The 13,719-nt window shown below is 49.5% G+C and carries 6 protein-coding genes; 1 reads left to right on the top strand and 5 read right to left on the bottom strand.

Annotated elements, in window-relative coordinates; translation table 11 throughout:
* The first annotated feature begins 8 nt into the window (after positions 1–8).
* The gene (locus D6024_RS15580) at positions 9–1,826 is read left to right on the top strand and encodes a right-handed parallel beta-helix repeat-containing protein (protein WP_121355569.1); all 1,818 of its coding nucleotides are present in this window, start codon (positions 9–11) and stop codon (positions 1,824–1,826) included.
* A gap of 1,504 nt (positions 1,827–3,330) precedes the next feature.
* Here D6024_RS15580 and D6024_RS15590 read toward each other — a convergent pair.
* The 5 genes from D6024_RS15590 to D6024_RS15610 form a co-directional block, all read right to left on the bottom strand.
* Positions 3,331–9,189: a S8 family serine peptidase gene (locus D6024_RS15590; protein WP_121355571.1), complete on the bottom strand. Its 5,859-nt coding sequence runs from the start codon at positions 9,187–9,189 to the stop codon at positions 3,331–3,333.
* A 563-nt stretch (positions 9,190–9,752) separates the two neighbouring features.
* Positions 9,753–10,460 (bottom strand): 3-keto-disaccharide hydrolase, encoded by a 708-nt coding sequence (locus D6024_RS15595; protein ID WP_121355572.1) that lies wholly within the window; start codon positions 10,458–10,460, stop codon positions 9,753–9,755.
* Positions 10,461–10,471: 11 nt separating this feature from the next.
* The gene (locus tag D6024_RS15600; RefSeq protein ID WP_121355573.1) at positions 10,472–11,857 is read right to left on the bottom strand and encodes a Gfo/Idh/MocA family protein; all 1,386 of its coding nucleotides are present in this window, start codon (positions 11,855–11,857) and stop codon (positions 10,472–10,474) included.
* Between the two features lie 54 nt (positions 11,858–11,911).
* Positions 11,912–13,045, bottom strand: coding sequence for an acyltransferase family protein (locus D6024_RS15605; RefSeq protein ID WP_121355574.1), 1,134 nt, complete (start codon positions 13,043–13,045; stop codon positions 11,912–11,914).
* Between the two features lie 2 nt (positions 13,046–13,047).
* Entirely contained in the window at positions 13,048–13,395 is a 348-nt protein-coding gene (locus D6024_RS15610; RefSeq protein ID WP_121355575.1) for a hypothetical protein, read from the bottom strand.
* Positions 13,396–13,719: the final 324 nt, after the last annotated feature.

Raw genomic sequence — 13,719 nt, forward strand, 5'->3', positions numbered from 1 at the left:
TGATTCTGATGCAAAAAAAAATCGTACGGGGAAAAAAGTTGCTGCTGGCGCTTGCATTACTCACATTGGCGCTGGCGGGTATTTGCTTTATGAAAGCAGGCTTCCGCGTTGAGCACAAACAGGCGGGAAACGTTTATTACATCCATGCTGACACGCCTCTGCAAGCAGTGAATGCATTGCGCCTGCAGGCTGGCGACAGTGTGCTGTTCCAGCGTGGCGGCAAATGGAAAGGAGCCGTTACCATCAGGCAATCCGGCCTGGCGGGTCGGCCAATTTATGTGGGTGCTTACGGAACGGGTTCCAAACCTGTGATCACAACGCGGACAGCTTTTCCTGATTGGAAAAATCCGTCGCGCTGGCGCAAAATCGCCCCGACCACCTGGGCCTACACCTACCGTTCGCCGACCAATAAAAGTTACCGGGTATGGCTCGATGGCATCGAGTACCAGCGGGCAAAAGACAGTAACGCTATCAGCAGCACAAGGCGATTCTCCTACCTTTCGGATTTTATGATCCTCTATGTCTATGCGCCGTCCAACCCTGCGACGTATTATAAGGCGATCGACTATCCGAGTGATGAAACCGGAACCCTTAATCTCTTTGGTGTAAGCCACCTTGTGTTGGAAAACCTGGATATCCAGGGAAGCTCCGGCGGGTCGATCGATTTGTCGGTGGTAGATGATATTGTTATCCGGAATTGCAGCATAGGCTTGGATGCAGGCCACTGCGGCATACGCGGTTTTACCAGGGCCGACAATGTGACCATCTCCAATTGCGAGATCAGTTCCGGTGACAAAGTGCAGGATTATTTTCTGTATCAAAATGGAATCCAGGACGGTATTGCGATGTACACAGGCTGCCACAACTGGCTGATCGACGGAAATTACATCCACGACTGGGGGCACAGCGATATAGAGCTTTCCGATATCAGCGATCAGGCCAATGATACGGTTCCGCCGGTGGCTGCCCTGCTGAATGGCCGTACGGTTTCCAATATCGATATCCGGCGAAATCTTTGTAAAGCCGCCAATGTTGACTATTGCCGCGGCCTTGGACTCGACAGTCGACGCTGGCACCGGACTGAGAATATAGTTGTCCATTACAATTGGTTCGACAGCCTGCCTGTTCGCAACCAGGTGGAGTGCAATGGTGCCGAGTTTTCGTACAACCTGGTTTCCAATATCCGGAATTCGCCGTTGCCGGAACTGTGGTATGGTGTAGGGCAGGGGATCATGATCACACCCTATGGGTATACCGGTGCGCAGGATATGAAAATCGTTGGGAATACGATCGTCAATTGCGACGAGGCAGGCATTACGCTCAGTTCTGCCGACGATCCGCACTATGGCCAGGTCAGGGGTAATCTCATTGCCAATAACATCCTTGCTAACAACGGTAGAGTTGGAACGAATGCCATGAAATACGTACAACTGGCAATTGAGCCAACAAAAGGAAAAAACATTGGCGGAAATATTTACCGCAATAACCTCCTTTATAGCGCAAACTCCGAAGCTGTTTTTCACGACATCCGTGTGGAAGGAAAATCCGCCTATATGACCGTTGACCGCCTGAATGCGTATGGACGCAGCATTTACGGCGATGTGGCCGACGGAAATCGTTTTGGTGACCCGATGTTCGAATCACCCGTTGATTTTCGTTTGCGTCTTTCATCGCCGGCAATCGGGACAGGGTTTTCGTTCGGGAAATTGTACAATAAGGCTCTGGCACCGCCAAGTTCGTGGCCCAATGGCGTGCGGGTTGGGCTGCAGGCTGCAAAATGGAATATCGGCGCTTTTGTGCTACATGCCGGTTCCGAACCCTTATAACCCAAGTAAATGAATGTTGTTAGTAAGTCTTTTTTATAAGGGGGACAGGCCAATTATTCAAAAAATAAAAGGGCCCCTGTAGAAACAGGAGCCCTAAACTATATTCTTTAAACTCTATTAGTAAGTTACAAACATTCTGCCGATCCTTAAAGTTAAAATAATGAAACGGCCAATTTTGCACTGCTCTTTGGGTACGACCCAAAAAATTGCCTGTTGGAAACGGTCGACCCGTTTTGAGTAGCGGAAAATGGTCCGGTGTGTTAATCAATAGCGGCTGGTTTTTTAACGTTTCTTAACAAAGGACTGAACGGCGTGTACAACAAAAATTGGCCCTTGTTGAGAAATTTTTTTCACACATATACGTCAGGGTGAATTGTCTGCCCGAAGAAGTGGTTTACAATGCCTGTCTTTTCTCCATATAACCAGTGACGGAAACTCGCTCCATGGGTGCTGCTCTCTGTTACCAAATGGTTGTGCGCTGCCGCCTTCCTTTCTTTTAATTGCGGGTTTATTATTCTTGACCTATTCCGTTAATCTCCGCTTTCCCGGGGCGTTTCCTTAGTTCATGCGCATAAAATCCTGCTTTTTGTTCGGGCAGCGTCAATCAGCAATGTTCGCATGGCTTACTGGTAACAAATTGCTTTCGCGGTGCAAAGCGTATAGCCGTCAAAAAATGACTGATGACAGAATATTGCAGGTAACAAAGCAGGGATTTCCTTCGCGGCAATTGATTTATCCTAACGGCGTTTTGGGCGTGTATGCCAATGGGGTTTTGATTGTTCGATGACGGTTGCACTGGAATAGCATGTACTGTAAAAGCGAAAATGAAACCTTTACAAATGTTTTTGTCTCAGTACTTGCAAATATGAATTTCTCCAGCTAATCTTGTCCTGGTTTTTCATAGGATATTGGATTTAAAACGAGGCTGCATTTCTATGCGGCCTTTTTATTTACATCGGAAAAATACGGTCGCCAATGCATGATTTACGATGCCCGATCACGTTGATATACGATAAAAATCGGGTGATTTTTCTCTTGCCGAGGACGCTTAATTGCAATAGGTTTGATGCAGAAGTTGATTGATTACGCAATCAAAAATCCAATCCTGCGAAAATTGCCAGTTTATCCTTGAAAACCGTCCGGTAGACCTTTTTACCAAAGAAATCCAAACACATTCGAAGAAAAACCAACTGTAAAATTCAGTATCAGTCAACTTCTTTCTTTCCCCTTCTTTTTTCCGGATCACACTTTCCTTCGTTTGCTTAATCTCTAGCAAAGCACAATTAATCTCCTTGTGTAAGGTCAACAATTTTATAAACTGCATCCTTTCATTTTGATGTATACGGTGGTTGTATGAATGTCAAAAAGTTTCTGACTGACTGCCTCAATACAGCACTAGTGTGCAGGGTATATAAAAATGAATTTCCCTGATGTGTCTGCCATTTCAAACAAAAAAAGGCAGGCATAGTCAAAGTTGACCCTGCCTGCCTTTTATAGAATTGTTTTACAACTTGGTGAAACGCATCGTGTGGTAGCCGGTCTTTGTTTTTACCCTGGCAAGGTAAATTCCCACCGGTAGCGACGAAACATTCAGTTCTATCAATTGGTCGCCGATTCTCTTGGACGACATTTTCCCGTAGGTTTTGCCGGCTGCATCGAAAATGATGACTTCATTTGTCGCGTCGATCGTCGAAGGCAGTTGCAGGCTTACCCTGCCGTGCGCAGGATTGGGGTAAACCAAAGTCGTGGTTTGTTTTGTCAGTGTATCCCGTATCGCACCCGGACTGACACCGGTTGTGGTGGCAGCGCATTTCTGCGCACTGGAGTCTACGTCACTCGTTATTGCCGTTTTATGGTCCGAGTCCATCGACCGCACCAGCCAGTACATTTTTTGGCCACTGAACAAGACGTAAACGTAGTACGTACCGGGTTCGAAAACTTCCGGCAGATTATTGTCGAAAGTGCCACCGGCATCGATAGTGAGGTAGTTGTCGGGACCTTTCGGAATATAGACCGGTGTTGGATTCTTGTTGACGTATGAATATGTTGCCTGGTAGCGATAGCCATACGGTGCGTAGGCGGCAATTTCACTTGCTGTAAGAGCTCTTACACACTCACGCTGGATGACGATTTTCTTCGCATTTTTACTGAAAGGATCCACATAAAGCCGGCCTGTGTCGAGAAAAGCGACATAATAATTTCCATAGAGCAATTTTGGTACGGACGGGTAGATGACATAAACACCCGGGGCACCGGTATAATTGGGTTTCAGCGAATAGTTGATCCCCGTAATCAATCCTTGCGGATCGTTGTATTGCAGCCCCCTGATGGTTGATGAGTAGAATGATTGAGCGGGTGCCGGTGAGTTTTCGTAAATAAACTTCCAGTCGGCATCTACAGTTACCGGTGCCGGTAAAATAGTCACGTCACCCATTCCGTAAGACACGTCGTAATTCGGATCGATGAAAGCGCCAGGTATGAGCTTCTGCATACCGACGGACAGGCCGGTAATCATATTGGTGGCAAACTGGCCGCCAAGAGCGCCATTCTGCAAGACCAGGTCATCGCCATCGATGACGACGGCCGCATTGCCATTGTTCATTGGCGACAATCCGCCGTTGTTATTTACCAAAGGTTGCAATTGGCCGTTGATCAAAGCCTGCAGTTGGCCGTTGACCATCGTATAGCTCTGCCCATTGACCGATGCCTGCAACTGGCCGTTAATGATCGTATAACTGTCCAGCGCCTGTAGGACACCGTTCACAACCGCTTCCAGTTGCCCGTTTACGAGGGGTTGCAACTGGCCGTTCACAACTGCCTGCAACTGGCTGTTGGTGAAGAGTACAAATGTGAGTTGGCCATTGATCACTGCCATCAACTGGCCGTTGACCATCGCAACCAACTGGCCGTTGACAACCGAAAGCAATTGCCCGTTGATAACTGGTTGTAGCTGGCCGTTCACCATAGCCAGGATTTGCCCGTTTTGTACCACGACGTAAGAAGCGACTGCCAGCTGCCCATTTACGACTGCAAGAATTTGCCCGTTAACGACAGATTGTAACTGGCCGTTCACAACCGCTTCCAGTTGGCCGTTTACGAGTGGCATCAACTGGCCGTTTACAACGCTTTGAAGCTGGCCATTGACAAGGGCGATCAATTGGCCGCTTACGATAGCCTGGAGCTGGCCATTCACCAACGACATGGGTAACTGGCCGTTGATCACAGCTTGCAACTGCCCGTTTTGGAAGCTCAGGTCTATTCGTACGTTCTCCCCATTTACAACCGCCAGTATCTGCCCGTTTGTAATGCTCATCCAGGTACCATTAATGATGGCCAGTAATTGCCCGTTGTGCATGACCATGTCCTGTGCCGGAACATACGAACCATTGACCAGCGCAAGCAGCGTACCGCTTACAATGGCCTGGAGCTGCCCGTTCACCATCGAAAGCAGTTGGCCGTTTACAAGCGGCAGCAGGCTTCCGTTGGGCAGTGCTGCGTGTGCATTGCCATTGGCCAGGGCATTGGCGCCAACAAGGCCCCTCGCTTTGTTGTCTGGTGGCGTGTTAACCAGGTAAATGCTTGCCGGGTTTGTGCTGTAATTTACCAGGGATTGTGCCGGCAAATCAACAAGGAAACGTTCATTCTTCGTTTGATCAACGGAAATCGTACCCGTCAGGGGCACCATCTGCCCGTTTTGAATAAAGTACTTCCGTGCATTCCTTACCGACTGGAAACTGGCCATGATGCTCATATTGTTCAGCACAGCAGTATTTGCAGCCGAAAGCGGCAGCGAAACGCCGTTCAAAACGACCAATGTATTGCCAGCCAGGTTTGTTTTGTAAGCTTTGTCAATGTCATTGAGCAGTGTACTTACGACCGCTGTTGTGCCAAAGTCATAATCGTATCTTATTCCACCAACATATTCACCGTAGGTGACTGTCTGGCTGCGCGGCGTGATCTTCACCTGCAACTTTTGAATCGTCAGTGTGCCGGACAGGAAGGTGAAATAATACTTTTTCAAAATGGCAGCGTCCAAAGTTTTGTTGGGATCCAGCGGGACGGTGCGATAAGGCGTAATGCTGTAATTGGCAACACCACTCGTCGGTGTAGCGAGTGTACTGAAACCCAGGTTGGTGCCGTCAAGTTTTAAGTCGGACAGTGTAACACCGGATTTTTCCAACGGAACACCATCAACCAGAATGGTCGCGGTAAAGGCTGGCAAGGCTTCTCCGAATTTCTTGGTTTTATTATCGGCGATAACCGTCACATTTTGGCGGGTGCTAAAGAAAAACAGCGATTCCGATAAGCCGCCATCAAGACCGCTGACGCTTTTCGCCGAGTTGAATAACTGGATCGGGGGATCATCGCTGATCGAACCCGAAATGGTGGTCGTCAATTCTTCGGTGTTGACGAAGGCGGTGGGAAGTTCTGTTCCCCGCAGGTAAATCTTTGTTTTTGCATTGAGATATTTTCCTTTGACCCGCAACTGGAAAGGCGCCGTATTGGAAGGTGTTAGGCCTGCCGGCGGGATCAGGGAGAGGAGAATGGGGCGAGCATTGGCGATCGTCAGCATCGCTCCGTCTGCCTGCACGGCACCATAACCGCTCTTGAAATCAAAACCTGCTTCGTGGAGATCCCTGGCTGTCGATGTCAACGCATCCCTGACTTCGGCCGGGGTAATCACTGGCTGTAGGTTGAATTTCCGCTTGCCCTCAATGAAAAGCGCTGCAGCCGCAGCCACGTGCGGGGCAGCTGCCGATGTGCCGAAGAAATTGGGATAGGGGTCGCCATCTATGTTTGTTGCCGGGTCTGAATTCAGGGTCACGGTTGTGTTGACACCGTTCGGGCCGATCAGGTCTGGTTTCTGGCGAACAGCGCCATTGACCTCGGTGCCGCCGCGGGAAGAGAACGAGGCGACGCTTGGATAATCAGGAACAATGTTGTTCACATTGCCATACAACATCGCACCAACGGTCATGGCGTTTTGCGCATTACCCTGTCCAACAATGGTGGAAGCGCCGGGATAATTATAAATCGTTGCCTCACCCCTGAACACGACGTATTTAAATTTGACGTTGGCCGTTCCGCCATCACGGACAACCAGCAGGCTGGCGTCGGTTTCTTCGTTTGCGGTAAAAGGCAGTACTTCAAACGGGTCGCCAGTGAGGTTGTTGCGGTTAAAGCCAAAATAACTGCCATCCGGTTTCACCAGGTAAATATCCAGATCAACCGTGGCACCGGTGTTGCCTCCAAGCGAATAAAAGGGGTTGTCCCATTGCAGCACGATGGTGTAAGCGCCTTTTTTTAGATGAATTTTCTGTTGGATAGTACCGCCAAAATTGTGCGCTGTGCCTGAAATGCCGGTCGGAAGTGTCGCACCGGTTAACGGGGTAAAAGTGGCTTCAAACGATTTAGAACCAAAATTTCCGGCTGCAGTAAAATACGTTACTCCATTGTTGGCGACAACGTTGTTCACCGCCTGGGCCACGAATCCGTCTCTCATAAAGGGCTCGGTGATGTAAGTGATATCGTCAACAATCACTTTGCAGTTATACGGTGGAAGCGCTATTTGCTGAATGCCTTGTGCCAAATCCAGGGGGCTGATGCAGCCCGTCCGGAACACCTGTTTTGCCTGCGGCGCTACGTCGTAGACAACCTGCGCCATGGCCCGTCCCTCGTCGGAACGGAGACCGGGAAATTCTCTTGCTACAACAAGGTCGGATGGGACGTCGCCCTGCTGGCGGTCATTTTCCGCCCCGCCACGGGTGTCGTAGCTATCTGAAAGAATGCCGACCGTGACACCGTTTCCTTCAATACCAAAGCGGGACCGCACGGCGTTCGATTTCATCGTCGTGTCGCCAAGCGTGGTGACCTGGCCACTGTTGCTTAACGGTTCAAACAAGGGCCTTACATAATCGATATCCGTCCGGCCGTTTAGCGACGTCAGGTTGGCAATTGGAAAATAACCTGTCAGCACCAGGTTGTCCGGCGCACTGGAAACAAGATCGAAGCCAAGGCTTTGGAGGAAGGTCAGCAGCGCTGCATCATTGGGCGTTATGGCAATGACTTCGATCAGCACTTTGTCTGTCGTCTCGTCAATGCGGAAAATATCAGTCGACAAGGAGGAGCCCTGGCTGGTATTGTCGCTCAGGATCGTTAGTTCTGACCCGATCTTTTCGTAAACCTTGCCATTGTTTGGTGGCGGGTAATAAGGATCGATAACGGATGTTACGAAAGAAGATGGTACATAGCTGACACGAACACCATTGCCGATCAAAATTTTGGTCTTGCTCCACAGGGCTCCGAAAAAAGCTGTGTACGAATCCGTACTGTTGCTGGAGCCAATGACAATGCTTCCTTTGGGAGCGTAAATGGTGCCGGCCCAGGAAGATGAAATGCCCACCGAACGTGCCGTGTCTTTTATGCGAAAGGCATTGCCACCAGGGACTGTACTTCCTTTACCATGAATCTCGGTGTAGATACGGGAGGCGAGCGGAAAGTTGCCATTGGCGTCGGCACCGGCATTGTTGATGGTGACTTCCATCGGGCCCAGGTCCACATCCTCGTGGATGTAAATGCGGTAATTGTCGGTTGAATTGGCTGGAATGACAAAATTGAATTTGTTTTTACCTGTTGTTTTAATGGATTTGAAAACATAGACACCCGGCGTGTTAAACGTGATCGTGTTCTTGCCGCTGAGCGACAAATCGCGGTAGTTGCCCGGGTTTAAGTTGGTCGTGGTGGTGACGTTCTTGGTTCCGTAGGCCTGAAACTTATTAGTATCCGGCAGCAATGGGAGTGTTGGCATGTCGAGACTTGCTTTGAAAACCGGTGCTCCTCTAACAGGAGCCGGACCGGAATAGGTATACGGCTGCTGGATATAGACCGGCCCCTGCACCGTGTTGCCGGCCGACGTTGCAACAAATGCAGTTCCTCTTGCCTGCAAAATGCCGCCCGCCTGGGGACTGGTTGTTCCGATCTGGTTGTTGCCGGAACCCACAGTGATGACCCTGAACGACACACCGGCATTGTTCCGGGCCGCCAGGTTGCCCCCGATAGTGTTACCAGAAGTCACGGAAATCCGGTTGCCGCTGTAGATGCCTGATGTAATGGTATTTCCCGTACCGATACCCACATAAAAATTGCTGCCGACCAGGCCTCCGCTGAGAACGGCCTTGTCGAAGACACGCACACCGAAATTGATTGAGTCGGCCATGCTGGTGTGATTTCCCTCGGCGTAAATGAGGTATTGGTTAATCGACGTCTTTCCGGAAACGGGCGGTGGCAGCGTCTGCGCATAAAGCAAAGAAGCGGATGTCAGGAGCAGAAAAGCCGTGATAAATGCATGCAGGTTTCGATGCATAGCGTGTGGTATTTGAAATGAGGAGATGGCTTTGTTTTGACGGGTGCGGAGACTGGGTTGAGTGAAGTTCCGTTGCCATTCGTTTAAAGAAAGTACAGACGGCAGAAGGTTTACTCCTCTATTTCATATGGAAAGCGCGGTGACGTTTTGGGAGGATAACAGGGATTGAAATGGCTTCGTCTAAAGTAAGGATTTTTTTCAGACAAGCCTTGCGTAAATATGATTGAAAGCCCAAAGGCCTTTGGATACCCTTAAAAAGAACAGGCAATTTGGAAGATCTGTACGAAAGCGAAAACGAAAAATTGACTATGCTGCAATGTCAATCTTTCGTGAAGTTTACGCGAAATGATTTGTTCGTGTAGAGAAGAAAATCGAAAGAGCTGCGGTTAGTTATTTGCCGAACGATGTATTTGTTGCTGCGGATCAAAAGAAAAATCCGCCTGTTTTTCACAAAAGGGGAGGATGGACTTGTTTAGATTAAGACTAGCCTCTCAGGAAAAAAACAGGCGAATTGAAAGAGATTGAAATCTAGTTATTTCGTTCTGAAAATTCAGAAGAATGGTCTACAGTTCTTTGATTCGGATGTTCCTGAACCAGGCTTCGCTGCCATGATCCTGCAAGGCAATATGGCCTTTTTTCGACTGGCCGTAACCCGGCGCATCTTTCCATTTGCCGGCCGCTTTCTTTTGCTTCCATTCGTCTGTCCACAATTGGTAGTCCACCACCTTTTTGCCATTTAGCCAATGCTCGACATGACCATGATTAACCAGGATTCGTGCGTGGTTCCATTCGCCAACAGGTTTGGCGGCCATTTCGGAAGCCGTATCCATGGCGTAGTTGGCAGCCGTCTTTTGCCACGACTCCAATTTTTGCGGAAAGTGCAGGTCGTCAATGATCTGGTATTCCGGTCCGCTTAAATAAGCGGCAGGATATTGTTCCATCACCATGTAAAGTATACCGCTGTTTCCTTGCGGTGAAATTTTCCAGTCGAGTTCGAGGTCAAAATTTTCGAACTCTTGCAGGGTGATCAAGTCAGCCCGTTTGCTGCTATTATCTGCCGATTGCCCCTTGCAATACAAGGTGCCCTCTTTTACCGACCAGGAGTCGGCCGGTTTATTTTGATATGTTCGCCAGCCGTTTAGTGTTTTCCCGTCAAACAACTGCTTCCAGCCATCCTGTTCGCGGGTTTTTGAAAGCTGGTTGTCCGATGCCTGTTGCGACGAAGCGCAACTGCAAAAAAGCACAAGAAAAAAAATCAGGTGTTGTCTCATGAAAAAAAATATTACGTGTTTACAAGTTTCAGGTTAACAGGGTCCCATTCAATGATCCGGTTTTTAAAATAGCTGTCGTTGCAGAGCAAGGCCGGCGCTGCGGCACGGTAACCGAACAGCGAATTTTCAGTCACCTTGCCCTGGTTTCGGATTGCCGTTACCCAGTTGTAAAAATGGTCGAAGTGAGCACCTTTGTAGCCGGCTTGTGCGGTGTATTCCATTTTTTCCGGTGGCAGCATGGCCTTGCGGTCATAAATGAATTCTTTCCCCTGCGTACCATTGGCTTTTGTTTTTGCCAGCGGATCGTTGGCATCAGCTGTGGGGGCATTCCGGTAGAGAGTTACCTTGTCCCATTCCACCGTCATCGATCCTTCGCTGCCCACCATGCGCAGGTAATTGGTTCCTCCTGTGCCATCCACAAAATTCACCCGGAGTGAAAGGTTGAAAGCCGGATGGGCGGCCGTTTCCGGGTAGTCGAACATGCCAAGCATGATGTCCGGAACTTCGCGTCCGTCTTTCCAGTAACGAAGTCCGCCGGTGGCCATCACTTTATTCGGTCCCATGGAGCCGGTAATCATGTGCAGGCTGGAAAAAAGGTGCACAAACAAATCCCCCGATACGCCTGTGCCGTAGTCGCGGTAGTTGCGCCAGCGGAAAAAGCGGGTTGCATCAAACGGCCGTTTAGTCGTGTTGGCAAGGAAGGCATCCCATCCAACGGTTTGCGGTGATGCATCGGCCGGAATCGGGTATTGCCAGGCGCCGGACGGTGACATGCGGGCCCAAAAGCCTTCGGCATAATTCAGCTTGCCGATGGCGCCATCCCTGAGCAGTTCCCTGGCTTTTTCGTTTCCCAGCGAACTCAATCCCTGGCTTCCCACCTGGAACACAACGCCGTTTTTTGTTTGTGCCGCAACAACAGCAGCACCTTCGGAAATATCATGTACCATTGGTTTTTCGCAATAGACATGTTTGCCTTTGTTCATGGCAGCTACCGAAATGTCTTTGTGCCAGTGGTCGGGTGTGGCAATGATCGCCGCATCAATGTCTTTGCGGTCCAGGATTTCACGGAAATCGCGGGTGGTGTCGATAGAAGCACCCCAACGGCTTTTGGCATCAGCAAGCCTGCCGTCGTACAGGTCACAGACGGCCATCAGTTTTACACCGGGAACCGTGATGGCTGTATTTGTATCGGCTGTTCCCATTCCTCCGGCACCGATCAGTGCGATCTGCAGGTGGTCATTGGCCGAAAATTTTTGCGAACGCTGCAGAAATTCCGTTATGTTCCGTTGCTGGTCCCTGGCTGTCACAATAGAGGGAAACAGGGTGGCGCCAACCACGCCCCGGGTAAGTTTGGTTAAAAACGATCGTCGCGAATTCTGGTTGTGATTGTTTGGCATGGCTAACTGTATTTGAAAAAGGGGAAATCGGTTTCTGGCATTGTCTGCCGGTGATTACACTTTGATATAGATTTTTCGCTTGTTCAGCCACAGGCCGATGCTCCAACAAAACAGCATGTAGCTGAGCGCAAAAAGCAAGGAACCCACGGCACCCGGTGCGATCACCTGGAAGAGAACTTTATTCACCCAGCCAAATAAGGATTGTTTACCCACGGGGATCATAAAGAGTACAGTTACCAGAAGCTCCGACAGCAGATAGATAAACAGCGGGTTTTTTCCAAAAACGACAAAGAAATTTGTCCACCAGCGATTCTGTACCTGTTTGATTTCGATGATATAGAGAAGGCCGGAGATTAAAAAAAGGTCAATGCCGGAGGTCAGCAAAACAAAAGGCGGCGTCCACAGCTTTTTATTGATCGGGAAGACCATGTTCCACCAAAGCGCTACGAAAATGGCCAGCGCCCCGGTGAGCATCAGTTTCGACAGCGTTTCATAATTTTTGCCATGCGCCTGAATGAATCGGCCAGCCGTGTACCCGGCAATTACATTGACAACGGCTGGCAAGGTGCTGAGCCAGCCTTCGGGGTCGAAAGGCACACCTTCGCCGTGGTACAGGTGCCTGGTGCCCATCAGAAAGGTATCGAAATAAAGGCCCGCGTTACCCAGGAGACTGTAAGGTTGCGTAGGGTCACCGAATAAAACGAGCAGGAGCCAGTAGCCGAGTAATAGCGCTATGCTGACAATTGCCACCACCCGTTTGGACAGGTAATGAATGAACAGCGAAGCAAAAAAATAACAAAAGGCAATGCGTTGCAATACACCCATGATTCGTGTGTTGGCAATGGGCGCTGCCACGATATGGTGACTGGCGTCAAAACCAAAAAACGGGAACCAGTACATCAGGTAACCAAGCAGGAAAATCAGGACGGTGCGCCGCACGATTTTTTTCAAAAAAGCACCGGAACCCAGCGACCTGTATTTGTCGAGGGAAAAACTCATGGCGTTTCCAACAGCGAATAAAAACGAGGGAAAGACAAGATCGGTCGGCGTGAAGCCATGCCACCTGGCATGTTCCAGCGGTGCAAATGGTTCCGCTCCGCTTCCCGGCGTGTTCACAATGATCATAAAGCAAATGGTCATGCCGCGGAAGACATCGAGTGAAAGAAAACGGGGTGCAGGTTGCCGCATGGTCATTGGTTTGATTGATTCTGTGGTGAAGAATTGTCGATCTGCGATGCGATGAGCGACTTTCCATCAGGGGTAAAAATAGCGTAACCGGTCCTGTTTTGAAGGGCGCCTGTGGAGTCTGTGTAGATGAACTGCAAGGTGTACCGGATGGGGCGCTTCACCAGCGTGTCCGTCCACACCGGCAAGGTGTCTTCGCTGAAAGCCGTAATATCAAAGTTGCGTGCCCGGGCCGGCAGTTTGCTCCGAATAGCGTCTTTGGTAATGATCTGTCGTTTGTCTTTGTCGAACCTGTCGCTTTCGCAACCGGTGATTACCAGCACAAGAAACAGCAGGAGTAGAGTATACCTCATAAGTGGAGATCGATTTCAGTTGGTGATGGATTTTTTCTTTTCAATCACAAGCGTTTTAAAATTAGGGGTTACGCCGCACTTTTCCAGCAGGAAATCCTTTCAGTCGAAATAAAATCACAGTGGTACCGTTGAAATTTTTCCTTTACCATGAACCGGGATAGCCTTTCATCACGTTGAGGCAGTTGGAGGGAAACCGCAATTTGCTTCCGCTGAGTGGCCATTTCAACTGTCAGCACCGTACGGCCCACACGATCATATTCATTTGTTTAGTGGTTGTTAAAAGCCTGGTTGTGAGCAATTTCATACCCTCGTTGCCCGTTATCA

Source organism: Flavisolibacter nicotianae (assembly GCF_003628535.1).
In the GTDB taxonomy this organism is placed as follows: Bacteria; Bacteroidota; Bacteroidia; order Chitinophagales; family Chitinophagaceae; genus Flavisolibacter; species Flavisolibacter nicotianae.

Excerpts from the sequence above, each read along its gene's own strand:
- D6024_RS15580 (WP_121355569.1), top strand. The coding sequence starts at position 9 with ATGCAAAAAAAAATCGTACGGGGAAAAAAGTTGCTGCTGGCGCTTGCA.
- D6024_RS15590 (WP_121355571.1), bottom strand. The coding sequence starts at position 9,189 with ATGCATCGAAACCTGCATGCATTTATCACGGCTTTTCTGCTCCTGACA.
- D6024_RS15595 (WP_121355572.1), bottom strand. The coding sequence starts at position 10,460 with ATGAGACAACACCTGATTTTTTTTCTTGTGCTTTTTTGCAGTTGCGCT.
- D6024_RS15600 (WP_121355573.1), bottom strand. The coding sequence starts at position 11,857 with ATGCCAAACAATCACAACCAGAATTCGCGACGATCGTTTTTAACCAAA.
- D6024_RS15605 (WP_121355574.1), bottom strand. The coding sequence starts at position 13,045 with ATGCGGCAACCTGCACCCCGTTTTCTTTCACTCGATGTCTTCCGCGGC.
- D6024_RS15610 (WP_121355575.1), bottom strand. The coding sequence starts at position 13,395 with ATGAGGTATACTCTACTCCTGCTGTTTCTTGTGCTGGTAATCACCGGT.